The organism is Kribbella capetownensis, assembly GCF_004331485.1.
In the GTDB taxonomy this organism is placed as follows: domain Bacteria; phylum Actinomycetota; class Actinomycetes; order Propionibacteriales; family Kribbellaceae; genus Kribbella; species Kribbella capetownensis.
This window is the reverse complement of record NZ_SJKD01000007.1, coordinates 433,788-456,443: the sequence shown is the minus strand read 5'-3', so window position 1 is coordinate 456,443 and position 22,656 is coordinate 433,788. Positions and strand designations below refer to the sequence as shown.

The window sequence follows — 22,656 nt, the reverse complement described above, 5'->3', positions numbered from 1 at the left end:
GAAAGTAGCCGGGTCGAATTTCGGCTGTCAACGGCTGATATCAACTCGGAACAGCTCGGAGCCGCTGGTGAGCAGCAGCTGGTGATCTCCCCGGACCCCGAGCCGCCGGTGGGCGTGCTCGACGAACAGCGTCGGGATCTGCTTCTTTCCCGGCGCGATCCGGTAGACCTTGGTGAGGTCGATGCTCACGTACACCGCCTCGTTGGTGGCGACGATGTCGCCGCTGGACGTGGTGGTCCCGAGCGTGAAGGACTTGACCAGCTTGCCGTCTCGGGGGTCCACCGCGAACACGGTTTTGCCGGCCACGCCGTACAGCAGCCCGTCCGGGCCGATGGTGACGGACGAGACCGTGGCCGCACCGGGCACCGGCACGGTCTCCCACAGCTTGCGGGACTTGGCCGCGTCCCAGGCGAACACGGTGCCCGCGTCCCGGGTCGGCGGGGTGGTGGACAGTCCGCCGACGATCGACGTACCGCCGTAGACGATGCCGCGGCGGGCGGTCAGGCCGAAGATGCTCTCGTCCTGGACCACGTTGCGGAAGGACTGGGTGGTCCCGGTATTCGGGTCGAAGATGGCCAGTACGCCGCCGAGCCGGTCGCCGTCGGGGACGGTGCCGACCGCGATCTTGCCGTTCACCTCCGCCAGCGCGCGGGCGCGGGTCTGCAGCTCGGAGTGCAGGTTGACCGCCAGCGTCGGGTTGTCCGGTGTACCGGGCGGTCCGGGGGAGTACTCCGGACTGCTCCACGGCTGGGTCTGGTCGTACGAGTACAGCCGGGCCTCCGGGTAGGCGCCGATCCACAGCTTGCCGTCGGAGCTCTCCATCAGCGCCTCGGTCTGGGAGAACCGGTTGTACGCCGCTTGGCCGGTGGCCGGGTCGACCACGGAGACGCCGCCGTTCAGGAAGCCACCGGCGTACACCTTGGACTGGCCGCCGGCGACGGACAGGATCTCGATCGGCTCGCGGCGGACCTTGGTCTCGAAGATCTCCGACTTCCCGGTCTGCGGGTTGTACCGGAACTCCTCGCCGCGCCAGAGCGTGCCGACGACGCTCGTGCCCGGGTAGTCGGGCAGGCCGAGGTCGGCGTACCCGATCGCGCGGGCGTTCTGGATCCGTCCGGTGAAGGTCAGGCCGGTCCCGGTCAGCGTCTTGGTCGCCGGGTCGTACTTCTTCAGCTCACTGGCCTGGATCAGGTACAGCGAGCCGTCGCCGCCGACCGGCGAGATGTCCAGGCCGTGCGCGTTCGGGATCTCGTCCACCCAGGTGCGGGAGGCGATGTCCCAGACGTACAGCGGGCCGGGGAAGGCGGTGCTGATCCGGGCGTAGACGCGGCCGCCGCGGGCGTTCAGGTCGTACACGACCTTGTCGGTCGGGTCGCCGAGCCCGGGTGGGGACGGCAGTTCGGTGATCGCGCCGCTGGCGACGTCGAGCTCCATGATGTGTGCGTCGGGCAGCGAGCCGGTGTAGATCTTGCCGTCGGCGTAGTCGATGCTCTTGACGTACGGCTGGCCGGCCTTCATCTGGCCGTAGTCGCGGACGGCGCCGGTCTGGTCGTCGTACCGGAACACCTTGCCGTTCGGGAACGTGCCGCCGTACACATTGCCCTGGTTGTCGGTGGTGATGCGCCAGATGAACGTCTCGGACGCGATCGGGCGGCCGAGGTCCTCGACCGTGGTCCCGGAGCCGGGTCGCAGGCGATAGAGGTGACCGTTGTTGTACGTGCCGACGTAGATCGTGCCATCCGGGGTCGCAGCGACCGCGTAGCTGCCGTCGGCGCCGGGCAGGGCCGCGGACAGCAGGCTCTCGCCGGTGGCCGGGTCGACGGCGTTCAGGTACGCCGGACTGCCGGTGGACACGTTCCAGATCGCGGTCTTGCCGTTCGGGCCAGGGGCGACGGTGCCCCCGATCAGGAGTACGTCGGACAGCGGGATACCGAGTGACACGAGCTTGCCTGTCGGTGGATTGTGGTTCGCCTGGGCGGGAGTGGTCAGGGTCGACACGAGGACGGCGGCAAGTGCCACCGCGATGAGCGAGCGGGCTGATCGCATGCGAAGGCCTCCGGGGGTGCCGTATTTACGGTCCTGTCCGAAAGTGAAGCCCTGGGAATGTGGCCAAGTCAACCGCTCGGGCCAAATGTGCACAGTCCATTTACGGCCTCAGCCGTTAAGAGGTGGGCAGCCGGGTGAGCAGGGTCTCGAGCTTGTCCCGGGTCGCGGCGAAGTAGCTGTTCTCCCGGTGCAGGGCCCGGTGGAAGGCGGCCAGCTCCTCGGTCGAGATGCTGTTGGAGAAGGTGCTGATCTCGGTCAGGTCGAGCCGCCGGTTGAACAGGTGCACGGTGTCGCGCCACCGGTGCAGCAGGCCGACCAGCTCGGAGTCGCGGTGCAACCCGAGGGCTCCCGAGACGAGCGCGAGGTCCACCGCGGACACCACGAGTCGCGGGTACACCTGCCTGGTCGTCGGCGTCGCCGGGGAGAACCGCTCGTCGTTCAGCAGCCGCTGGTTCTCCTGCAGTTCGTCCGCGACCGCCCGGAGTACCTCGGTACGGCGCTCCGCTTCGGCAGTCAGGCGCTCGACGAAGATACCGGTCAGCCCGGCGACCAGAGTCAGCGAGTTCACCGCCGGCTCCCACCGGGAGTTCTCCGGCCAGAAGAACCAGATCACCCCCAGTGAGAACGCGAGGCCCAGAAGTCCGTAGCTCAGTGCGGTGACCACTGTCCGGCGCGCACTGGCAGGGATCATGTCGACCAGATGTCGTCGGCGAGGGTGGTGACGGCCGGACCTTCGACAGTGCCCGGGGCGAGCAGCAGCAGGTCGAGTCCGAACGGGCTGGGCCGGCGGGTGTGCCGGAAGCCGGAGTGTGCGTGCTCGATCGGCGTCAGGTCACAGGCGGCGGTGAGCCGCTTCAGCCGCTCGGTGGAGAACTTGCGGGTGGTGTACAGCAGGATGGTGTCCTCCGGGTCCAGCACCACCTCGGTGTGGTCCGGCAGACCCATCACGATCGGCTCGCCGGTGTTGTTCTGCCAGACGATCTTCACCCGCAGGGCGTCGTCGTTCTCGACCTCGCCGCGGAAGTCGATCCGGTCGTTGTCGATCTTCAGGTCGGTGTTGTACCGCAGCGCGCTGGTCACGAACTCGGCGAACGCCCGGGTCTGGTGGTATTCGTCGGCTGCCGCCTTCGCGGCGTCCCGGTCCAGACTGCTGGTGCTGGCCACCTCGAGCAGCAGCCGGTCCTGCGGGCGCAGGACCCGGGTGATGGTGCTGAGGACGTCCTCGTCGCTCTCGAAGTTCGCCAGCGTGTTGCCGGTCAGCGTGAACAGGATCGGGTCGGCACCGACCAGCCGGGCGAGCATCTGGCCCAGCTCGTCCATGTTGTCGTCGAGCGAGAAGTCGAGCTGCACCGGCAGCACCTGCGACATCGGGAAGTGGGCGCCGCGGACCGGCTCGACGGTCCCCAGCCGGAGCATCTCCGAGCTCATGTCCACCGGGATGTAGAACATGTCCGGGTTCTGGCGGCGCATGTCGCCGAGGATCGTGCGGTCCTTGACGCCGGTGCCGACACCGAGGCTGACCAGGTGGAACCCGCCGTTCTCGACATGCGGCCGGAGCTTGCGCCAGTGCCGCAGGAATGACTCCGTGCCGGCTTTCATCACCAGGTAGAACGGGTCGTTGGTGGCGTTCGCCCACGCGATCGTGGGACCGATACCCCAGTAGGAGAAGCCCGAGGTGATCTGTTTGCCGTCGCCGGTCTTGGAGAACGGTCCGCGCAGGTCGCCGGTGAGCGTGGCCAGTTTGTCGGTCTGGTCCTCGCCGACGAGCAGCAGCGACCAGGCGAAGTCGTCGTCGGCCAGCGCCTGCTCGAGCCTGCGGATGACGGGTACCGGCTCTGTCACGTCTCTGACCCTCCCAAGGTGAGGTGGTCAGGTTATCGGTTGACGACTCCCCGTGCAGTCCGGAAACCGGGAAACGGCGTGGGCCGGGGGCAACAGCTTTGCGCGGTCGGACCTTCGCGCGGTCAGACCGGAGTGACCGTGTCGGCCTCGCGGCCCTTCGGCCCGTCGACGATCTGGAAGTCGACCTGCTGACCGTCCTCCAGCGTCTTGTAGCCGTCGGAGACGATCTTGCTCCAGTGGACGAAGACGTCGTCCTGTCCGTCGACGGCAAGGAAGCCATAGCCCTTGTCGGCGTTGAACCACTTCACGGTGCCGCGCACCATCGGAACTCCTTGACAACGGGGCCCGCTTCACCCGGGCCCCTCGGGTACTCGCCCAGGCCGAAGCCGATGAGCGGTCCATAAGCCTAACCGAGCCCCTGGCCCCGGACAGCCGCCAGGTGTGCGGTGATCGCCACGCACAGTGCCGTACCGGCCATGGCGGCACTGACCCAGAGTGGAGCCCGGTAGCCGCCCAGATCGATGCCGACACCGCCCAAGACCGGACCCAGTGCAGCGCCCACATTGAGCGCGGCGGTGGCAAGACCTCCGGCCAGGACCGGTGACTCGGCTCCGGCGTACAAGGCGGCCGAGATCAGGGACGAGCCGACGGCCAACGACAGTGCGCCCTGGACGAACACCAGTACGACGGCCGGCACCGGGGTCGACGCGGTCAGGGCGAACACGCACCATCCGGCCAGCAAGATGCCACCGGCAACGAACACCGGTCGGTTGCCGCCGCGGTCGGCGTACCGCCCGGCGATGGTGACGCCGGCGAACGAACCGAGACCGAAGAGGGCGAGCAGCAACGGCACCGAGCCCGCGGCCAAGCCGGTCACCTCGGTGAGGACCGGTGCCAGGTAGGTGAAGGAGCAGAACGTCGCGCCGTTCACCAACGCACCGAGCAGCAGCAGTACGACGAGACGCCGCCGTACTCGCAATCCGCCGAGCGTCACCGGGCCTGGGGTGCGGGCGGGGACCCGCCACAGGATCGCGATGAGCGCCGGGACGGAGATGATCGCGACCGCCCAGAACGCGGACCGCCAGCCGAGGTGCTGACCGAGGACGGCACCCCCGGGTACGCCGGCGACGCAGGCGAGCGTCGTACCGCCGAGGAGGACGGAGGTCGCGCGACCCTTGGCGTCGGGACGAACCAGGCTGGTCGCGGTGGCGAGCGCGATCGCCAGGAAGCCCGCGTTGGCCAGCGCCGCGAGCACGCGGGTGACTAGCAGGACAGCGAAGCTGGTGGTGACGGCGCCGATCACGTGGGCGAACATGAACACGGTCAGCGTGACGAGCAGGGTGCGCCGGCGGGGCCAGCGGGCGCCCAGGACGGCGATCGCCGGAGCGCCGACGATCATCCCGGCCGCGAAGGCCGAGGTGAGCCAGCCGGCCGTCGGGATCGAGACACCCAGATCCTGGGCGATGTCCGGGCCGAGCCCGGAGAGCATGAATTCGGAGGTCGCCTGGGCGAACACGGCCAGGCCGAGCAGATACAGCACGAGAGGCATGGAAGGAACTCCGCAACCACGTCGATGAAGGCGGCAGGACGGATCGCCTGCCGGGACATCGCCGGCGGTTCGGGTGCGGTTCGGGTGCCACCGAACGGCCGGTGGTTACGGTCTGCTGGCCTCCGGGCTGGACATGCCGGGGAGTTTAGGGATCGCCGCGACGGCGGTCCATCGAATTCAGCCGCGGTGGGAGGCGGCGAGGCCGATGACTCCGGCCGCGACGAGCAGGAGGGCTGCGGTCAGGCCGAGGTCGTCGGTCTGCAGGACGCCGTTGTCGGTCAGCATCCAGACGGTGGCGCCGCCGGACAGGATGGTGCCCGCGATGACGCCCGGGACGTCCGGTTTCGTCTTCCTCATCCGCGCTCCACTGTGATGCTGCCGAGCTTCAGGTCAAGGTCGAGGGTGACCTGCTGCGGCCCGGCCTTGCCGTCGGGTCCGAGGTCCTTGATGTCCAGTTCCGCGTTCCGGCCGCCGTGGTGCTCGTTCAGCCAGGTCACGTCACCCATCTTGGTGGTCAGGTTGCCGTCGATGTCAACGGTTTCCGGCAGTTTCACCACGACCTCGCCGACGCCGCCGTGCACCTCGACCTTCGCACCCGGTGTGAAGGTGGCCCTGGTCAGGTCCAGGTGCACCGATCCGGCGTCGAAGGTGTAGGACTGCCCGGTCGCCCCGATCTTGTCCCCGGCCGGCGCGACGTAGTTGGTGTCGGCGAAGTTGCGCGGTACGTCGGTGAACACGGTGCTGACGATCGCGCCGACGGCGAGCAGGATGCCCAGCGGCAGCAGCGCGACGGTCTTGCCGACGAAGCCACCGACCAGCATGCCGCCGCCCAGCGTGATCAGGCCGACGATCAGCATCGTGGCGGTCGAGGCACCGGCGGCCGCGGCGATCGCGATCGCGATACCGGTCAGCACGACGATGATCGACTTGACCCCGCGCATCCCCTTGGCGGGCGGCTCGGCCTTCGCGGACCGGGCCGGCTCCGACGGGGGTCCGGCCGGCGGCTCGTCGACGTACAGGCCGAGGGGGTCGTCCTCGGTCCACACAGCCTGGACCGGTTCGACGGTGCGGTCCTGGGGTCTCTGTGTGGCCGAGGACGACGGACCCGTCGGGGGAGCCGGCGGGCCGTTCTGGGGAGGCATGGACGCCGAGGTGCCGGTCGTCGGCTGCTGGTTGGCCGCAGTGGAGTCCTGCGGACGCGGTGCGGTCGGCTGGCCGCCCTGCCACTGCATGCCCGGGCCGGTCCAGCCTGCGCGCCGGCTGCGCCGATCCCTGCGGCGGTGCCGCGCGACCAGCCAGATCACGGCGAGCACGATCAGCGGCCCGGGGACGAACCGGCCGATGTTGAACGACGACATCATCGCGATGGCGACGAACACACAGATGCCGATGATGACCGGCCACAGCCACGGGTGGTCCGGCCGGACCCGGTCGCCGAGCAGACTCTGGGCCGCGGAGCGCTGGCTGCCCTCGTCGGGCATCAGCACCCAGGCGGCGATGTAGAAGATGATCCCCGGTCCGCTGATGATGAGGACCGCCATCACCACGCGGATCAGCACCGGGTCGATGTTCAGCGCGCGGCCGATCCCGCCGCAGACACCGGCCACCATCCGGTCCGACCGGCTACGCTGCCACGTCTGCACGTCCTGCAGGCGGCTGCGGTCGAACCCACCGGGCCCGCTCGAGTTCTGCTCCATGTCATCGATACTGGCTCGCCCGGCGGCGGTACAACATCGGGGATCCCCCCTGAGCACCCCCGGAGTCGCCAGGAGTCGAGCACCTGCTCGGGGTTCTCCCCGAGCCGACCCTGAGCCTGGCGGACCGCCGCTGAGGAGCCGGCCCGGGACAAGCCTGCTGGTGTCGGCCCTTCCGGCGTGTGACGATCGTGGGGATGAGTCATCCAGCCGCAGCCGCGCCGTCGGGCGGGTCCTCCACTTCCGGGACCCCACCCGAGCAGCCGCCTGCGCCCGGAACCGGTCAGCAGAACGACGGCCAATGGCAGTACAAAGGCTGGGGACCGCAAGGACCTGGACAGTACCAAGGCCCGTACGCCGCCTACGCCGGACAGATCCCGCCGTACTCCGGCCCGCCGTACTCCGGCCAGGGCCCGTACGCCGGTCCGACCGGGGCCGCGCAAGCCGGGCCAGGCCAGCAGGGCCGCCCGACGGCGGACGCACCACCGGTACGCCGCGCCTACCGCCGTACCGAGGGCCGGATCATCGCCGGTGTGGCCGGTGGGATCGCGGACCACCTCGGGGTCTCGGACACCGTCGTACGCCTCGTGCTGATCGCCACCACCGTGTTCGGTGGGTTCGGCGTCCTGATCTACGCCGCGCTGTGGTTCCTGATGCCGCTCGCGACCCCGGGGATGCCGGCGGCGCCGGGGCTGGCCGCACACACCCGAAGCGGACTGCGGTCCGACGAGACGCCGCCACCGGTGACAGAGGCCAAAGCGCGTCGGCGGGAGAAGAGCAAGAGCCAGGTGACGGCCCTGGTCGCGATCGGTGTCGGCCTGCTGCTCCTGCTGCAGGTGGCCGGCCTCGGGATCGCAGGGAAGATGTTCTGGCCGCTGGTGTTCGCCGTCACCGGTCTCGCGCTGATCTGGCGGCAGGCGGACGAGAGCCAGAAGGCCGCCTGGACCCGCGACTACGGGCGCTTCTCGTTCCTCGGCATCCTGCTCGGCAAGGGCGGCTGGAAGTCGCTGATCCGGATCGGCATCGGCCTCATCCTGCTCGGGACCGCGGTGACCGTGTTCCTGGTGCAGAACGGCCGGCTCTCGATGGTCGGCGACGTACTGATCGCTCTGCTGCTCGCGGTGGTCGGCATCGGCGTCATCGCCGGGCCGTGGGTGCACCGGCTGACCCGGGACCTGAACACCGAGCGGGCCGAGCGGATCCGCTCCCAGGAGCGCGCCGACATGGCCGCGCACCTGCACGACTCGGTGCTGCAGACGCTGGCGCTGATCCAGAAGCAGGCGAACGACCCGCGCGCCGTCACCACCCTGGCGCGGTCGCAGGAGCGTGAACTGCGGTCCTGGCTGTACGACGAGGAGGACAACACCGACCAGACGCTGTCGGGAGCCGCCAAGCGGGCCGCTGCCGAGGTCGAGGACTCGCACGGGGTTCCGGTCGAGGTGGTCACGGTCGGCGACTGCGACCTGACCGAAGGGCTGTCGGCGATGGTCCGGGCCGCGCGCGAGTCGATGGTGAACGCGGCCAAGCACTCCGGTGCGGCCAAGATCGACGTGTTCGTCGAGGTGGACGGCGACCGGGCGGAGATGTTCGTCCGGGACCGTGGCAAGGGATTCGACGTCGACGGCGTGCCGGACGACCGGCTCGGCCTGCGGCACAGTGTGATGGGCAGAATGGAACGGCACGGCGGCCGCGCAACGGTGCGGTCCGATCCGGAGACAGGCACCGAAGTGCGACTGGAGATGGACAGATGAGCAACAGGCGCGTTGTCGTCGTCGACGATCACGACATGTTCAGGGCCGGGGTGCGCAGCGAGATCGGCGCCTCGGTCGACATCGTCGGGGAGGGATCCGACGTCGACACCGCGGTGAAGGCGATCGTCGGGACCGAGCCGGACGTGGTGCTGCTCGACGTCCACCTGCCCGGTGGTGGTGGCACCGAGGTGATGAAGCAGGTGCACCAGCGGCACCCGGAGATCAAGTTCCTCGCGCTGTCGGTGTCGGACGCCGCCGAGGACGTGATCGGCGTGATCCGGGCCGGCGCCCGCGGCTATGTCACCAAGAACATCAGCGGCGCCGAACTGGTCGACGCGATCAGCCGGGTCGCCGACGGTGACGCGGTGTTCTCACCGCGGCTGGCCGGCTTCGTGCTGGACGCCTTCTCCGGCGCCATCGACATCGCCTCGGTCGACGAGGACCTGGACCGGCTCTCCCAGCGCGAGCGCGAAGTACTGCGCCTGATCGCCCGCGGCTACGCCTACAAGGAGGTCGCCCGGGAGCTGTACATCTCGGTCAAGACGGTCGAGACGCACGTCTCCTCGGTACTGCGCAAGCTGCAGTTGTCGAACCGCCACGAGCTGACCCGCTGGGCCACCGACCGCCGCCTGGTCTGACCCCTGGTGTAATTGCCGAGGGCAAGCAGTTGGTGACGGTCAGCGGTTGGCCGAGGTGTAGGGCAGGAGCGCCATCTCCCGGGCGTTCTTGATCGCGCGGGCGACCTGCTTCTGCTGCTGCACCGACAGACCGGTGACGCGGCGGGAGCGGATCTTGCCGCGGTCGGAGATGAACTTGCGCAGCAGCGCGGTGTCCTTGTAGTCGATGTAGGTGATGCCGTCGCGGTCGAGCGGATTCTGCTTCGGCTTGCGCTTGCCGGTCGGGGCCGGGCGTCGGGGCATCTGCGGTCCTCCTTATTTGAATGTCGTTTTCATTTAGCATAACGCGAGGCCTCGCGAGTGGCGGGTTGTGGACAGGGCATTGATTCGCCACCCCGGCGGATGCGCTATCGGCTTGGTCGCTGTTATACCGTCGACAACTATGGAGCGGAATCTCACAGCCGAACAGCTCGCGCTCTTCGAGAAGGAGTTCGCATCGAACCCGCAGTACCGGGTCATGCAGAACGCCATCACGCAGACGCCGGTCAACACCATCGCCCTGGACCGCCAGGTCGTCACCTCGATCGACCACTCGGTGTCGAACTTGCTGGACGACTGGAAGGTGACCAACCAGAAGAAGAGCGGCCGTTGCTGGCTGTTCGCCGGACTCAACCTGCTCCGCGCCGGTGCGGCCGGCAAGCTGGGCGTCAAGGACTTCGAGTTCTCCCAGAACTACGTCCTGTTCTGGGACAAGTTCGAGCGCTCGAACTTCTTCCTCGAGGCGATCATCGAGACGGCCGGGCGGGACGCCGACGACCGGACCGTCGCGCACCTGCTGTCCGACCCGATCGGTGACGGCGGCCAGTGGAACATGTTCGTCGCGCTCGTTCGCAAGCACGGCCTGGTGCCGAAGACGGCGATGCCGGAGACCGAGAGTTCGTCGGCGACGGCGCAGATGAACGACATCCTCCGCAAGCTGCTGCGCCAGGGCGCGCGCGACCTGCGGGCGCTGGACGGCCAGGAGGCACAGCGGGCCCGCAAGCAGGAGATCCTGACCACCGTGCACCGGGTGCTGAGCATCCACCTCGGTACGCCGCCGCAGAAGTTCCTGTGGCAGTGGAAGGACAGCGACAAGGGCTTCCACCGTGACGGCTGGACCACGCCGGCCGAGTTCGCCGCGGCGTACGTGCAGCTGCCGGTCGACGAGTACGTCTGCCTGGTGCACGACCCGCGCGAGTCCAGCCCGGTCGGCAAGACCTTCACCGTCGACTACCTCGGCAACGTCATCGACGCGCCGCCGGTGGTGTACCTGAACGTCGAGATCGACCTGATGAAGCAGCTCACCCAGGACGCGATCGTCGGCGGCGAGCCGGTCTGGTTCGGCTGCGACGTCGGCAAGCAGATGAGCGGCGACCTCGGCTTCTGGGACGCCAAGCTGTACGACTACGGCTCCGTCTACGACACCGAGTTCTCGCTCGACAAGGCCGAGCGGCTGGTGCACCACGAGACGCTGATGACGCACGCGATGCTGTTCACCGGTGTCGACGTGGTCGACGGCAAGCCGCGCCGCTGGCGGGTCGAGAACAGCTGGGGCGACGAGAAGGCCGACAGCGGCTTCTGGACCATGAACGACTCGTGGTACGCCGAGCACGTCTTCGAGATCGCGGTCCGCCGCTCCGCCCTGCCGGCCGAGCTGCAGGCGCGTCTCGACGACGAGCCGATCGTGCTCCCGGCCTGGGACCCGATGGGCGCCCTGGCCGACTGAAGTAGTTAGTGACTAGCTGATGAGCGCCCCGGCCTCGCCGGGGCTCTCCAGCGTCGGCAGGTGCCCGGCCCACGGCAGGTCGATGCGCTCGACGTTGGGCAGCCGTTCGGCCAGGTACGTCGCGCAGTCCGCGAAGAACTGGAAGTCGTGTGCACCGGTGATCAGCCGCACCGGCATGGTCAGCTTCTCCGGCTCGACGGCGTACTCCTCGTTGTCGACATCACCCGCCGGGATCTGAAGCTCGTACGCCCGCTTCTGCATCGCCCGGAGCAGCTCCCGCGCGTCGTCGTCTGCCTCCGGCCCGATCCAGCTCCGCACCATCAGGTCCGTGGCGCCGTCGACGTCGCCGGCCTCGATCAGCTCGTTCTCCTCGGCCCACACCGCGCGCAGGTCGTCCGTCGGGTGCACGTCATCAGTCGGTGCACAGAGCAGCACCAGCCGGTCGAATCGCTCCGGCTGCCGGCTCGCCACCTGCTGCACGACGTACCCGCCGTACGACGATCCGACGGCGGCCACCGACTCGGCGCCGACCTCGTCGAGCACCGCGAGCAGATCGCCCGCGTCGGAGTACTTCGCCCCTGCGTCGAGCGGAGTCTCGCCGTACCCGCGCAGATCCACCGTGATCACCCGGTGGTCCGCACGCAGCTCGTCGACCTGCCGCCTCCACATCCGCGCATCCGCCACCCCGGCGTGCACCAGCAGCACAGCGGGCCCTGCTCCAACCACCCAATGATTGATCGTCATGGCCGCACCCTGTCTTCTCGGCGACGTGCCTGCAAAGGAATTAGCGCAGCCGGACGACCGTGAAGTCCTCGGCGTAGTGGTTCGGCGGCATGCCCGCGCCGGTGGCGACCTGGGCGAAGTGGGCCCGGATCCCGGTGCGGAGGCCGTCGGGGTCGCGGTGCTGGCTGGTGTGGGACATCAACGCCGCCAGCTTCTGGTCGAAGGTATCGGTGATGTCGACGTAGTGGTTGATCTCCGGGTGGTCCATCATCCAGAGCTCGTCGACGTCCCAGGCTTCCTCGGCGACGTCCGGGTACGCGTACGGGTTGCCGGCCGCCGGGTAGAACGCCCGGACCGTGGCCTCCGCCGCGGCCAGGTGGTCGGGGTGCGAGACCTGCAGGCGCGACCACACCCGCTCCGGTGACTGGGTGAGCAGGCGCTGCGGACGGACCTTGCGGATCACGCGGCTGATGTCGCGGGTCAGCTCGAGCGTCGGCTCGACCGCGCCGTCGACGTAGCCGAGGAAGTGCAGGTCCCGGACGCCGACATGCTGCGCGGCAGCGGTCTGCTCGGCTCGCCGTACGGCGGGAATCTCGGCACGGTCACGATCCGGTTCGAAGCCCCCCGCCTGGCCGTCGGTGACGATGCAGTACTGCACCTCGATGCCGGCCTTGGTCCACAGCGCCACCGTGCCGGCGCCGCCGAAGTCGATGTCGTCCGGATGGGCGACCACCACCAGCACCCGCTCGATCTCGTTGTCCGGACGCGGATTCGCCTCAGGCACGCTCACCTGATCGACCCTAACTTGTCCTGCGCGGCAAGCTGGTTGACAGGGGGAGGTGAAGACGATGGATTTCGGCGGCGACTGCGCACCGCGCGACGCCGGTCTGGACGCCGACCGGCTGGGCGAGGCGGTCCAGCTGGTCCGAGGCCGTCCTGGCGTCGCGCAGCTGTGTGTGATCAAGGACGGCCGGGTGGCCGTCGACCTGTCGTTCGGCTGTCCCCCCGACGCGCTGTTCTGGCTGTTCTCGGCAGGCAAGCCCTACATCGCCGTCGTGATCCACCAGCTGGTCGAGTCCGGGCGTCTCCACCTGGACGACGCGGTGGCGGCGTACTGGCCCGGGTTCGCGCACAACGGCAAGCGGGACATCACGGTCCGCCAGGTACTGCAACACCGCTCCGGCCTGACCGTGGGCAAGTCGTACCTCGGAGACGTGCGCTCGATGGCGGACTGGGACCGCTCACTGGAGCGGATCGAGGAAGCCGGACCGCGCTGGCCGCTCGGCACCGTCGCGTACAGCCCGCTGGCCTTCGGCTTCATCCTCGGCGAGGTCGCGCACCGGTGCAGCGGTCTCCCGATCGACGAGCTGGTACGGCGCTCCGTCCTCGAACCACTGGGCGTCGCCGACACCTATCTCGGGCTGCCTGCCGACCAGTGGTCCCGGCATGTCCCGGTCCGGGTGTCCGGACCGGCCGGACCGTTCATCCAGTCGGTCCTGAACCGGCGCAGTACCCGTGAGGCCGTCGTACCGGCGGCAGGGATCTCCACCACCGCACGGGATCTGGCTGCGTTCTACGTGGCCCTGTTGAACGGCGGGGTCGGACCGGCCGGGCGGGTGTTGCGGCCGGAGTCACTGGCCGTGGCGGTGGAGCCGACCAGCGAGGGCGAGCTGGACCGGACCGTGCGGGCACCGATCCGGTGGTCGCAGGGCTTCCAGCTCGGCGGCCCGCGGTTCCTGCCGGACGCCATCTCCTCCCTCGGCGCGACGAGCAGCCCGCGCGCGTTCGGGCACAACGGCAGCAACTGCTGCGTCGGCTGGGCGGACCCGGACCGGCGGATCGCTTACGCATACCTCACCGACCGGCTCGGGCGCCCGAAGGCCGACATGGCTCACCACGCCGCTGTCGCCGACGCGGTCCTCGCCGCAGCCGACTCCACGTCGCCCGGGACCACGGCCTCAGGCGAAGGCGGCCACTGACACCCGGTGCTGGATCACCTGGTCGACGATGCCGTACTCCTTGGCCTCTTGGGCGGTCAGCACGTGGTCCCGGTCGGTGTCGTGCCGCAGCCGCTCGATGGACTGACCGGTGTGCTCGGCGAGGATCGACTCCACCTGTCCGCGCACCCGGACCACCTCGTCGGCCTGCAGGATCAGGTCCGGGATGGTGCCCTGACCGTGGGCGGCCGGCTGGTGCAGGACCACGCGGGCGTGCGGCAGGAGAGCCCGGCGCCCCTGCTCGCCTGCGGCCAGCAGGACCGCGCCGGCCGCGATCGCCTGCCCGACGCACAACGTCGAGATCGGTGCCTGGATGTACTGCATGGTGTCGTAGATCGCGAGCATCGCGGTCATGTCGCCGCCCTCGCAGTTGATGTAGAGGTTGATCTCCTGGTCCGGCTTGTCCGCCTCGAGGTGCAGCAGTTGCGCGATCAGCGCGTTCGCCACGCCTGCGTCGATCGCCGTACCGAGATAGATGATGCGTTCGCTGAGCAGGTGCGAGTAGACGTCCATGATCCGCTCGCCCCGCGGATGCTGAGCGATCACATTGGGAATCGTGTAGGTGCTCATCACGCGGCCGCCTTTGCTTGGGGCATGACTTGGTCGAAGGTCTCGACGATGTGGTCGATGAAGCCGTACGTGCGGGCCTGTTCGGCGGTGTACCAGTGGTCGTGCAGGGAGTCCTCGTGCACGGTGTCGAACGACTGTCCGGTGTCCTCGGCGATCAGGGCCAGCACGGTGTCGCGGATGTGCCGCAGATCGTTGGCCTGGATCTCGATCTCCACCGCGGACCCGCCGATGCCGGCCGAGCCCTGGTGCATCAGGACGCGCGCGTGCCGCAGTGCGTACCGCTTCCCCGGCGTACCGGCCGACAGCAGGAACTGCCCCGCACTGCAGGCCAGCCCGATTGCCAGCGTGGACACGTCGCACGGCACCAGCCGCATCACATCCCGGATCGCCAGCATCGACGGCACCGAACCGCCGAGCGAATGGATCCACAAGGCGATGTCGGTCTTCGGGTCCTCGGCCGCGAGCGTCAGCATCTGGGTCGCCAGCAGCGTCCCGTTGTCGTCGTCGAGCTGTCCGTCCAGGACGACGATCCGCTGCGCGAGCAGCCGTTGCCGCGTGGTCTCGTTGAACAGCGGAGGTTTGTTGTCTTCAGCCATGTCCTCAACAGTGACCGGGCGAACCGGCCCACCCCAGTTTTTCTGCTGACGGCAAGTCTGCTCAGAGCAAAGCCGTTCCTGTGGCAGGCTCCTGCGGGTGAATCTGGGCGACAACGCGATCCTGGTGGCCGACGATCTGTCCGATCAGGAACGCCTCCTGCTGGAGCTGATGGCCACCCCGTCCGCCACGCTCCTCGGCGCGGTTTCGGACATCCTGCGTACGACGCTGTTCGGCGAGGACCCGGCCGGGTGGGTCGACATGTGGCAGGCGCGCCACAACCTGGCTCGCGTCGAGTGGCTGGACGGCCCCGAGCTCGCCCACGTTGTCGCCCACCTCGCAGCCAAGGACTACGAGGGCACGATCGAAGGCGTCCCCGGCCTTCGCATCACCTCATGCGACGACCACACCGCCAAGATGCTCTGGCTAGGCGCTGCCATCCCGGTCGAACTCCATCTGACCCGCCAGCTGTCCTAACGCAGGAGCTCGGCCAACCGGTCGGCGAAGTCTGCCGGGAAGCCGTGTCCCAGGCCGGGCAGTCGCTCGACCGTGCAACCGAAGCCGGTCAGGCGGTCCGCGGCCTGGTCGACGGTTTCCACCAGCCCGTCGTCCGCGCCGATCAGGATTGATGCCGGAGACAACGATCCGGCCGCGGTCGTGGGAAGCTCGCGCAGCGCCGGCGCCATCACGATGACGCCGGCGACCTCGACCGGGTCAGCGGTGAGCGCCCAGTCCAGAGCCACCCGGCCCCCGGCCGAGAACCCTGCGGCGATCGGCGGTACGCCGTCCAGCTCGGTGGGCAATTGTCCGAGCGCACGGGCGATGTCTGCGACCGCGTGGTCCCGGTCCGGCCACGTGCGGTACATCGGCGACATCCGCTGTGACGACTCGAGGCAGACCAACGCGTGATCCAGCGGCAGCACGCCGGCCCACTCCCGGGCGGAGTGTGCCGCTGTCAGGCCCGCGCCGTGCAACGCCACGACCACACCCACCGGCGCTCCGTCGGGCAGCAGGACCACAGGCGGTCGCGGATCTGCCGCGACCCGGCCCTTCGACACCTCCACCAGTTGGTGGAACTCGGGCCGTTCCCGCAGCGCGGCCAGGTCGTCGTCGGTGAGGATCGACGGATGCCACCACGCACCAGCCGCACTCGCGTCCTGCAGGACGCGCAGTGCCGCGTCCGGGTCGCCGGAGACGGCCAGCAGGCACGCCTTGATGTGGGCCAGATCCGCGGCCCAGGCTTCGAGGCCGGGGCTCCCGGCGTCGAGCAGGTCGATGGCGTCGCGGAGGCGGTCCTCGTCGTAGAGGACCTCGATGCGATCGATCAGAGCGTCGAACCGCGACCTGTCCATCAGGAGTCCTCCGGTCGGATGGCGCGGCCGAGGATGTGCGGGGCGGCCGGGTTGGAACCAGTGGGCGGAAACTTGAAGTGGTCGAGCTCGGTGATGCCGAAGCCGGCGGTAGTGATGGCGGCAGCCGTGTCCCGATGCAGGTGGCAGCCGCCCGACACCCGCGGATAGATGGTCGCGTCGAGGACCCTCTGAACGGTCTCCATCCGGCCGGGTGCGGCGGCGACATGCTCGTAGAAGCGCAGTTCGCCGCCCGGACGCAGCGCGCGGAAGGCTTCGGCCAGCGCGACCGCCTGGTTTCGGACGGAGCACAGCACCAGGGAGGTCACCACGGCATCGACCGAGCCGTCCGCGAGCGGCAGGCGTTCCGCCGTACCGTTGACGACCTCGACACGGATGTGTGCGAGCGCGGCCTGCCGTTCGGCCTTCGCGCGCAGATACGGTTCCGGTTCGACCGCGATCACGCGGGTCACCTCGGCCGGGTAGTGAGCGAAGTTCCCGCCGTCGCCCGCGCCGATCTCGACGATCTCGCCGGCCAGTCCGTCCAGCAGGCGCTTGCGGTGCCCGGCCACGCCGTGCTCGTCCAGGCCCGGACGGATCCGCGCGTAGATCCGCGCGAACACCGGATGCGATCCCCGCTCACTCATCGATGCCACCCAAGGCCCATCCGTGGGGTGGTGTCAACCACGAACGCCGACCCCCGATTCGAACCGGCGTTCGGTAACTGTCGGCGGGAGCGCCTAAGGTGTTGGGTGATGACTACGCTGTTCTCGCCTGATGAGCTCCCGGTGCCGCTGGAGGAGCCGAAGACGCATCGGACCGATCCGGACTCGCTGCTCGAGGGGCTCAATCCGCAGCAGCGCGCCGCCGTCGTGCATGGTGGCAAGCCACTGCTGGTGGTCGCCGGCGCCGGCTCGGGCAAGACCCGGGTGCTGACCCGGCGGATCGCCTACCTGCTGGCGGCCCGCGACGCGCATCCGGGATCCATCCTGGCGATCACGTTCACCAACAAGGCCGCCGCCGAGATGCGCGAGCGGGTGGTGGACCTGGTCGGTCCGCGGGCGAAGCTGATGTGGGTCTCGACGTTCCACTCGTCCTGTGTGCGGATCCTGCGTCGCGACATCAAGCGGTTCGGGATCAACTCGACGTTCTCGATCTACGACGACACCGACTCGCGCCGGCTGATGACGCTGGTCTGCCGCGAGCTCGACCTGGACGTGAAGCGGTACAACCCGCGGGCCGTGCTGAACTGGATCAGCACCCAGAAGAACGAGTTGATCGACCACGAGACCGCCGCGGCGAAGACCTCCAACCACCTGGAGGAGACCTACGCCGAGTGCTACCGGATCTACCAGGAGCGGCTGGCCCAGGCGAACGCGCTGGACTTCGACGACCTGCTGATGACCACGGTCAACCTGCTGCAGGCCTTCCCGGAGGTCCGGGAGTACTACCGCCGCCGGTTCCGCCACGTCCTCGTCGACGAGTACCAGGACACCAACCACGCGCAGTACACGCTGATCCGCGAGCTCTGCGGCGAGGACGAGCCGGGCCGGATGGGCCCGACCGCGCCGCCGGCGGAGCTGATGGTGGTCGGCGACGCGGACCAGTCGATCTACGCGTTCCGCGGTGCGACGATCCGCAACATCCTCGCCTTCGAGGAGGACTTCACCAACGCCGAGACGATCCTGCTGGAGCAGAACTACCGCTCCACCCAGACGATCCTGACCGCGGCGAACGCGGTGATCAGCCGCAACGAGGGCCGCAAGGCGAAGAACCTGTGGTCCGACCAGGGCCAGGGCGAGCAGATCGCGGTGTACGTCGCCGACAACGAGCACGACGAGGCGCAGTTCGTCGCCGACGAGATCGACCGGCTCACCGACGCCGACGGGGTGAAGCCGTCCGACGTGGCCGTGTTCTACCGGACCAACGCCCAGTCGCGAGTGTTCGAAGAGGTGTTCATCCGGACCGGCCATCCGTACAAGGTCGTCGGCGGCGTCCGGTTCTACGAGCGCAAGGAGGTTCGCGACGCGCTCGCGTACCTGCGCGTGCTGGTGAACCCGGAGGACACCGTCTCGCTGCGCCGGATCATGAACGTGCCCAAGCGCGGCATCGGCGACCGGGCCGAGGCGGCGATCGAGTCGCTGGCCGCGCGGGACCGGATCTCGTTCGCGCAGGCGATGCGCCGGGCCCAGGACGCGCCGGCGATGGCTTCGCGGTCGGTGAACGCCGTGCAGGCCTTCGTCGACATCCTCGACGAGCTGACCGCGATGGTCGACTCGGGCGCGCCGCCGGACGACATCCTGGACGTCGCGCTGCACCGCTCCGGGTACTACGAGGAGCTGCAGAAGTCGACGGATCCGCAGGACGAGACCCGGCTGGAGAACCTGGACGAGTTCATCTCGGTGGCCCGCGAGTTCGTCGAGGAGCGCACTGCCGCAGGTGAGGCCGCCGACCTGCAGGCGTTCTTGGAGCGGGTCGCCCTGGTCGCCGACGCGGATCAGATCCCGGACGCGGCCGACGACGGTGGCGTGGTCACGCTGATGACCCTGCACACCGCGAAGGGCCTGGAGTTCCCGGTGGTGTTCCTGACCGGCATGGAGGACGGCGTCTTCCCGCACTCCCGGTCGCTGACCGACATGAAGGAGCTCGAGGAGGAGCGCCGGCTCGCGTACGTCGGCATCACCCGGGCCCGGCAGCGGCTCGCGATCTCCCGGGCCGCGGTCCGTTCGGCGTACGGCGCGCCGCAGCACAACCCGCCGTCGCGGTTCCTGGAGGAGATCCCCGCCGAACTGCTCGACTGGCGCCGGGACGAGTCGGCCATCACCCGCTGGTCCGGCACCGGGACGTCGACCGGCAGCGGCATCCCCAGTCGCTACGAGCCGGCCCGTCGTACCGCGTCCGACAAGCCCGTGATCAGCCTGAACCCGGGGGACCGGGTGGTCCACGACAGCTTCGGGATGGGCACAGTCGTGGTGGTGCGCGGCGACGGCCAGCAGGCACAGGCCGACATCGACTTCGGGTCCGAGGGTGTGAAGCGGTTGTTGCTGCGCTACGCGCCGGTAGAGAAGATCTGAGCGGCCCCGGGCATATCCCCGTCAAGCTTTTGGACGTTTACATTGCGTCCCAGCCGGAGATTGAGACAATCAAGGCTTCTTCGGCCCCCTCCCGGAAGCGTCCTCCCATGTCCAAGTCGTCGGCTGGTAGCAACCGCCGGATCATCCTGGCGGGGGCCAACCCTGGGCTGCGGCTGTTCGACGAGAACGGCAAGGTGACGGCGTACGCCTCGATCTGGATGGTCGACTGGTCCATCCGCGGCTCCGGTACGGCGGTCGTGCTCTGGTTCGACGGGATCGTCCGGGTGGTGTCGGAGGACGTCGATCTGGCCTCCTGGCTGGAGCGGTACTTCGTTCGCTCGTTCATCGAGGTGCAGGGCCTGCCGTGGCACGAGCCCGCAGTCGAGCGTGACCTGGTCCAGGTGCGGATGAATCTGGCCGACGGACTCAGCGCCAAGGCGGCTGACATCCAGATCGAGATGGGCGGCGTACTGGACCGGCGGCTGTTCGCCACCGACGACTTCCCGCTCGCCGAGGGCAACCACAGCCTCAGCCTGGTGATCGCCCCAGTCCGGTCGGCGACGGTCTCGATCGGCGGCGCGTCCGTGCCCGGCTTCGTCCAGGTCGACGGCTCGCCCGACAAGCCCGGCTCGTCCGCCTTCCTCACCACCGCCGAGGTCTGGCAGCGCTGAACCCTGCCTTACGCTGTACGAATCAAGCGTAGGAAGGGGATCCGCGTGGCCGTGCAGGCGAACTCCGAACCCCGGATCCCGTTGAGCCGGGACCGGGTCCTGCGGGCCGCGGTCGCGATCGCCGACTCCGACGGGCTGGAGTCCGTCACGATGCGCCGGATCGGCGAAGCACTCAGCGCCGAGGCCATGTCGCTGTACTACCACGTCGCGAACAAGAACGATCTGTTCGACGGCATCGTCGACGTACTGATGGCCGAGCTCAACGAGAGCGTCGACCGCGCCGACGGTGAGCCGGGCGACTGGAAGGCCGCGATGCGGCGGCGGATCCTGACCGCCCGGCAGATCATGCTGCGGCATCCCTGGGCGCCAAGGCTCCTCGAGAGTCGTACGACGATGCGCCCGGCAGTGGTGCTGTACCACGATCGTCTGGTCGGTCTGATGCGGTCCGGCGGCTTCTCGTACGACCTTGCCCACCACGCCCTGCACGCGCTCGGCAGCCGGGCGCTCGGGTTCTCCCAGGAGCTGTTCGACCCGTCCGCCGGCGCGGTCGCCCAATCCGACCGGATGCTCGCGGACCTGGCGGATCAGCTGCCGAACCTGGTCGGCATGCTGTCCGAGATCGCCCACGACGACCCGGAGTCGACGCTCGGCTGGTGTGACGACCAGGCCGAGTTCGAGTTCTCCCTCGATCTGATCCTCGACGGTCTGGACCGGCTCAAGTAGCTCGCCGCGGCCGCGACCTCTTGCATTTTCTTACGCCGTAAGGCAGCCTTACGACGTAAGAAATTGGGGTGGGTGCGATGAAAGCCATCGTTCAACGCCGGTACGGATCGCCGGATGTTCTGGAGTTCACCGACGTCGACCGGCCGGTCCCGGCCGATCGCGAGGTGCTGGTCAAGGTCTGTGCGGCGTCGGTCAACGCCCGCGACTGGCACGTGCTGCGCGGCGATCCGTACGTCGCCCGCCCGTCCGCCGATCTCGGCTGGCGCCGGCCCAACGTCCCGATCCGCGGCACCGACTTCGCCGGCACCGTCGAAGCGGTCGGCCCCGCGGTGACCGGGGTGCAGATCGGCGACGAGGTGTACGGCGAAGCGCCCGGAGCCTTCGCGGAGTACGTCGCCGTCCGCGCGCAATCGTTCGAGACCAAACCCGCGAACCTCACCCACGAGCAGGCCGCGGCGATCCCGCTGGCCGCGAACACCGCCCTGATCGGCCTGCGCGACACGGCGAAGCTCCAGCCCGGCCAGCGCCTGCTGATCAACGGCGCGTCGGGCGGCGTGGGGACGTTCGCGGTCCAGATCGGCAAGGCCCTCGGCGCGGAGGTGACCGGCGTGTGCGGCACCGGGAACGTCGACCTGGTCCGGTCACTCGGCGCCGATGACGTCGTCGACTATCGGCAGACCGACTTCAGCCGGACCCGTCAGCAGTACGACGTCTTGCTCGACCTCGTCGGGAATCGGTCCCTGACGGCTCTTCGCCGGGCGCTGGTTCGCCGCGGCACCCTCCTCCTGTCCGGGGGCGGGCTGTTCACCGGCGGCAGCCTCTTCGGGCCGGTCGGCCTGATGGTCAGAGGGAAGTTGTCAGCACCCTTCGTGTCGCAGCGAGTGACACTCTTCAACGCGGTCCCGAGCCGGGGCAATCTGGCGACGCTTCGCGACTTCGCCGAGGCCGGCAAGCTCATGCCGGTGGTCGACCGGACCTACCCGCTCGCAGCCGCGGCCGACGCGATCCGCCACGTCGAGACCGGCCACGCCCGGGCCAAGGTGGTCATCACCGTCTGAGCGCCCACCAGTTGTCCATCCGCTCCACAGCGTCCCGACCGCCGCCCAGCACCCGCTCGATCCGGAAAAGGTACGCCGCGATCCCGGCCGCACCCTGCATCCAGCCGACCCCTGGAGGTAGCAGCGGATCCTCGTTCTTGTGCTCCACAAACCGCCAGTACGCCGACCCGCCATCATGGATCGCCCGCCCGACGACGGCATCCGCGAGCCGGACGGCGAACTCCAGGTCCAGCCGATCGCCGTCGCGGTGCCAGGCATCCAGGAACGCGTCGCCGGCTCCCGCCGTCCCGCGTCGACAAACTCCGGCCGCTCCAGCTCGACCCCGGCGACTGTAAGCACCGCTGCGATGCCCGCCAGTCCGTGCGAGAAGTTCGGCATCTCGATCGGGTCCTCGGTCTTGAACCGTCGCGACACGAACTGCCAGTTCAGCCCCGTGGCCAACTCCTCCTTCTCACCCAGCAGGAGGTCGGCGGCCCGATTGGCCAGCGGGCGGCCGTTCTCACCACGGCGGTGTGCCCACAGAGCGGCCATCAGTGCCGCCCCAGTTCCGAGCGTGACGTCGTTGGCCACAGCGCCCGGGTAGTACCTGTCCTCCGCCTCCAGGAAGCCCGTCGTCGTCCCACTGCACCTGCT

Annotated in this window: 24 protein-coding genes; 9 read left to right on the top strand and 15 right to left on the bottom strand. The window is 69.0% G+C overall.

Annotated features, from left to right (window positions below):
• Positions 1 to 27: 27 nt before the first annotated feature.
• The 7 genes from E0H75_RS30205 to E0H75_RS30175 form a co-directional block, all read right to left on the bottom strand.
• Positions 28 to 2,046 (bottom strand): ligand-binding sensor domain-containing protein, encoded by a 2,019-nt coding sequence (locus E0H75_RS30205; RefSeq protein WP_131517070.1) that lies wholly within the window; start codon positions 2,044 to 2,046, stop codon positions 28 to 30.
• Positions 2,047 to 2,161: 115 nt separating this feature from the next.
• Positions 2,162 to 2,737 (bottom strand): hypothetical protein, encoded by a 576-nt coding sequence (locus E0H75_RS30200; RefSeq protein WP_131517069.1) that lies wholly within the window; start codon positions 2,735 to 2,737, stop codon positions 2,162 to 2,164.
• Positions 2,734 to 3,888, bottom strand: a complete 1,155-nt coding sequence (locus E0H75_RS30195; RefSeq protein ID WP_131517068.1) for an L-histidine N(alpha)-methyltransferase — start codon at positions 3,886 to 3,888, stop codon at positions 2,734 to 2,736. The genes E0H75_RS30200 and E0H75_RS30195 overlap by 4 nt, the downstream gene beginning before the upstream one ends.
• A gap of 122 nt (positions 3,889 to 4,010) precedes the next feature.
• The gene (locus E0H75_RS30190; RefSeq protein WP_131352941.1) at positions 4,011 to 4,211 is read right to left on the bottom strand and encodes a cold-shock protein; all 201 of its coding nucleotides are present in this window, start codon (positions 4,209 to 4,211) and stop codon (positions 4,011 to 4,013) included.
• Positions 4,212 to 4,294: 83 nt separating this feature from the next.
• Positions 4,295 to 5,437 carry a Cmx/CmrA family chloramphenicol efflux MFS transporter gene (locus E0H75_RS30185; protein WP_131517067.1) on the bottom strand — a complete coding sequence of 381 codons (1,143 nt, stop codon included), beginning with the start codon at positions 5,435 to 5,437 and terminating at the stop codon, positions 4,295 to 4,297.
• Between the two features lie 177 nt (positions 5,438 to 5,614).
• Positions 5,615 to 5,794 carry a hypothetical protein gene (locus E0H75_RS30180; protein WP_131352940.1) on the bottom strand — a complete coding sequence of 60 codons (180 nt, stop codon included), beginning with the start codon at positions 5,792 to 5,794 and terminating at the stop codon, positions 5,615 to 5,617.
• A complete protein-coding gene (locus E0H75_RS30175) occupies positions 5,791 to 7,134 on the bottom strand; it encodes a PspC domain-containing protein (RefSeq protein ID WP_131517066.1) in 1,344 nt (447 codons plus the stop codon). Before E0H75_RS30175 ends, E0H75_RS30180 begins: the two co-directional genes overlap by 4 nt.
• Positions 7,135 to 7,328: 194 nt before the next feature.
• Here E0H75_RS30175 and E0H75_RS30170 point away from each other — a divergent pair, with 194 nt between their 5' ends.
• Both E0H75_RS30170 and E0H75_RS30165 read left to right on the top strand, forming a co-directional pair.
• Positions 7,329 to 8,882, top strand: a complete 1,554-nt coding sequence (locus E0H75_RS30170) for a PspC domain-containing protein (protein ID WP_131517065.1) — start codon at positions 7,329 to 7,331, stop codon at positions 8,880 to 8,882.
• Positions 8,879 to 9,520, top strand: a complete 642-nt coding sequence (locus E0H75_RS30165) for a response regulator (RefSeq protein ID WP_131517064.1) — start codon at positions 8,879 to 8,881, stop codon at positions 9,518 to 9,520. The genes E0H75_RS30170 and E0H75_RS30165 overlap by 4 nt, the downstream gene beginning before the upstream one ends.
• A gap of 39 nt (positions 9,521 to 9,559) precedes the next feature.
• Here the strand turns inward: E0H75_RS30165 and rpsR are convergent, their stop codons facing one another.
• Positions 9,560 to 9,802, bottom strand: a complete 243-nt coding sequence (gene rpsR, locus E0H75_RS30160) for a 30S ribosomal protein S18 (RefSeq protein ID WP_131352936.1) — start codon at positions 9,800 to 9,802, stop codon at positions 9,560 to 9,562.
• 139 nt (positions 9,803 to 9,941) lie between these two features.
• On the opposite strand from rpsR, the gene E0H75_RS30155 reads away from it, so the two are divergent.
• Entirely contained in the window at positions 9,942 to 11,264 is a 1,323-nt protein-coding gene (locus E0H75_RS30155) for a C1 family peptidase (RefSeq protein WP_131517063.1), read from the top strand.
• Between the two features lie 12 nt (positions 11,265 to 11,276).
• On the opposite strand, the gene E0H75_RS30150 is transcribed toward E0H75_RS30155, so the two are convergent.
• Positions 11,277 to 12,008 (bottom strand): alpha/beta fold hydrolase, encoded by a 732-nt coding sequence (locus E0H75_RS30150; RefSeq protein ID WP_131517062.1) that lies wholly within the window; start codon positions 12,006 to 12,008, stop codon positions 11,277 to 11,279.
• 40 nt (positions 12,009 to 12,048) lie between these two features.
• A complete protein-coding gene (locus tag E0H75_RS30145) occupies positions 12,049 to 12,777 on the bottom strand; it encodes a PIG-L deacetylase family protein (RefSeq protein ID WP_238163351.1) in 729 nt (242 codons plus the stop codon).
• Between the two features lie 58 nt (positions 12,778 to 12,835).
• Here E0H75_RS30145 and E0H75_RS30140 point away from each other — a divergent pair, with 58 nt between their 5' ends.
• Positions 12,836 to 13,966 (top strand): serine hydrolase domain-containing protein, encoded by a 1,131-nt coding sequence (locus E0H75_RS30140; RefSeq protein WP_131517061.1) that lies wholly within the window; start codon positions 12,836 to 12,838, stop codon positions 13,964 to 13,966.
• Here the strand turns inward: E0H75_RS30140 and E0H75_RS30135 are convergent.
• Both E0H75_RS30135 and E0H75_RS30130 read right to left on the bottom strand, forming a co-directional pair.
• Positions 13,946 to 14,554, bottom strand: coding sequence for a ClpP family protease (locus E0H75_RS30135; RefSeq protein WP_131517060.1), 609 nt, complete (start codon positions 14,552 to 14,554; stop codon positions 13,946 to 13,948). The genes E0H75_RS30140 and E0H75_RS30135 overlap by 21 nt on opposite strands.
• On the bottom strand, positions 14,554 to 15,150 hold the full coding sequence (locus tag E0H75_RS30130; protein WP_131517059.1) for a ClpP family protease: 597 nt from the start codon (positions 15,148 to 15,150) through the stop codon (positions 14,554 to 14,556). Before E0H75_RS30130 ends, E0H75_RS30135 begins: the two co-directional genes overlap by 1 nt.
• Before the next feature lie 97 nt (positions 15,151 to 15,247).
• Here E0H75_RS30130 and E0H75_RS30125 point away from each other — a divergent pair, with 97 nt between their 5' ends.
• Positions 15,248 to 15,625: a hypothetical protein gene (locus E0H75_RS30125; RefSeq protein ID WP_131517058.1), complete on the top strand. Its 378-nt coding sequence runs from the start codon at positions 15,248 to 15,250 to the stop codon at positions 15,623 to 15,625.
• Here E0H75_RS30125 and E0H75_RS30120 read toward each other — a convergent pair.
• The gene (locus E0H75_RS30120; RefSeq protein ID WP_131517057.1) at positions 15,622 to 16,500 is read right to left on the bottom strand and encodes an alpha/beta hydrolase; all 879 of its coding nucleotides are present in this window, start codon (positions 16,498 to 16,500) and stop codon (positions 15,622 to 15,624) included. The two genes, E0H75_RS30125 and E0H75_RS30120, sit on opposite strands and share 4 nt — an antisense overlap.
• Positions 16,500 to 17,144, bottom strand: a complete 645-nt coding sequence (locus tag E0H75_RS30115; protein ID WP_131517056.1) for a class I SAM-dependent methyltransferase — start codon at positions 17,142 to 17,144, stop codon at positions 16,500 to 16,502. The genes E0H75_RS30120 and E0H75_RS30115 overlap by 1 nt, the downstream gene beginning before the upstream one ends.
• Before the next feature lie 108 nt (positions 17,145 to 17,252).
• Between E0H75_RS30115 and pcrA the strand changes: the two genes are divergently transcribed.
• The 4 genes from pcrA to E0H75_RS30095 all read left to right on the top strand — a co-directional run bounded on the left by pcrA (position 17,253) and on the right by E0H75_RS30095 (position 22,023).
• A complete protein-coding gene (gene pcrA, locus E0H75_RS30110) occupies positions 17,253 to 19,571 on the top strand; it encodes a DNA helicase PcrA (RefSeq protein WP_131517055.1) in 2,319 nt (772 codons plus the stop codon).
• Between the two features lie 107 nt (positions 19,572 to 19,678).
• Positions 19,679 to 20,242, top strand: a complete 564-nt coding sequence (locus E0H75_RS30105; protein ID WP_131517054.1) for a hypothetical protein — start codon at positions 19,679 to 19,681, stop codon at positions 20,240 to 20,242.
• A 45-nt stretch (positions 20,243 to 20,287) separates the two neighbouring features.
• The gene (locus tag E0H75_RS30100) at positions 20,288 to 20,965 is read left to right on the top strand and encodes a TetR/AcrR family transcriptional regulator (protein ID WP_202873235.1); all 678 of its coding nucleotides are present in this window, start codon (positions 20,288 to 20,290) and stop codon (positions 20,963 to 20,965) included.
• 77 nt (positions 20,966 to 21,042) lie between these two features.
• Entirely contained in the window at positions 21,043 to 22,023 is a 981-nt protein-coding gene (locus E0H75_RS30095; RefSeq protein WP_131517053.1) for an NAD(P)-dependent alcohol dehydrogenase, read from the top strand.
• Here E0H75_RS30095 and E0H75_RS43255 read toward each other — a convergent pair.
• Positions 22,013 to 22,171 (bottom strand): hypothetical protein, encoded by a 159-nt coding sequence (locus E0H75_RS43255; protein WP_165554110.1) that lies wholly within the window; start codon positions 22,169 to 22,171, stop codon positions 22,013 to 22,015. The genes E0H75_RS30095 and E0H75_RS43255 overlap by 11 nt on opposite strands.
• Between the last annotated feature and the right edge of the window lie 485 nt (positions 22,172 to 22,656).

Bases quoted from the DNA above. Each gene is read 5' to 3' on its own strand.
- E0H75_RS30130 (WP_131517059.1), bottom strand. From the start codon at position 15,150: ATGGCTGAAGACAACAAACCTCCGCTGTTCAACGAGACCACGCGGCAA.
- E0H75_RS30140 (WP_131517061.1), top strand. From the start codon at position 12,836: ATGGATTTCGGCGGCGACTGCGCACCGCGCGACGCCGGTCTGGACGCC.
- E0H75_RS30155 (WP_131517063.1), top strand. From the start codon at position 9,942: ATGGAGCGGAATCTCACAGCCGAACAGCTCGCGCTCTTCGAGAAGGAG.
- E0H75_RS30200 (WP_131517069.1), bottom strand. From the start codon at position 2,737: ATGATCCCTGCCAGTGCGCGCCGGACAGTGGTCACCGCACTGAGCTAC.
- E0H75_RS30135 (WP_131517060.1), bottom strand. From the start codon at position 14,554: ATGAGCACCTACACGATTCCCAATGTGATCGCTCAGCATCCGCGGGGC.
- E0H75_RS30095 (WP_131517053.1), top strand. From the start codon at position 21,043: ATGAAAGCCATCGTTCAACGCCGGTACGGATCGCCGGATGTTCTGGAG.
- E0H75_RS30190 (WP_131352941.1), bottom strand. From the start codon at position 4,211: ATGGTGCGCGGCACCGTGAAGTGGTTCAACGCCGACAAGGGCTATGGC.
- pcrA (WP_131517055.1), top strand. From the start codon at position 17,253: ATGACTACGCTGTTCTCGCCTGATGAGCTCCCGGTGCCGCTGGAGGAG.
- E0H75_RS30175 (WP_131517066.1), bottom strand. From the start codon at position 7,134: ATGGAGCAGAACTCGAGCGGGCCCGGTGGGTTCGACCGCAGCCGCCTG.
- E0H75_RS30185 (WP_131517067.1), bottom strand. From the start codon at position 5,437: ATGCCTCTCGTGCTGTATCTGCTCGGCCTGGCCGTGTTCGCCCAGGCG.
- E0H75_RS30205 (WP_131517070.1), bottom strand. From the start codon at position 2,046: ATGCGATCAGCCCGCTCGCTCATCGCGGTGGCACTTGCCGCCGTCCTC.
- E0H75_RS30150 (WP_131517062.1), bottom strand. From the start codon at position 12,008: ATGACGATCAATCATTGGGTGGTTGGAGCAGGGCCCGCTGTGCTGCTG.
- E0H75_RS30180 (WP_131352940.1), bottom strand. From the start codon at position 5,794: ATGAGGAAGACGAAACCGGACGTCCCGGGCGTCATCGCGGGCACCATC.
- E0H75_RS30170 (WP_131517065.1), top strand. From the start codon at position 7,329: ATGAGTCATCCAGCCGCAGCCGCGCCGTCGGGCGGGTCCTCCACTTCC.
- E0H75_RS30105 (WP_131517054.1), top strand. From the start codon at position 19,679: ATGTCCAAGTCGTCGGCTGGTAGCAACCGCCGGATCATCCTGGCGGGG.
- E0H75_RS30120 (WP_131517057.1), bottom strand. From the start codon at position 16,500: ATGGACAGGTCGCGGTTCGACGCTCTGATCGATCGCATCGAGGTCCTC.
- E0H75_RS30115 (WP_131517056.1), bottom strand. From the start codon at position 17,144: ATGAGTGAGCGGGGATCGCATCCGGTGTTCGCGCGGATCTACGCGCGG.
- E0H75_RS30165 (WP_131517064.1), top strand. From the start codon at position 8,879: ATGAGCAACAGGCGCGTTGTCGTCGTCGACGATCACGACATGTTCAGG.
- rpsR (WP_131352936.1), bottom strand. From the start codon at position 9,802: ATGCCCCGACGCCCGGCCCCGACCGGCAAGCGCAAGCCGAAGCAGAAT.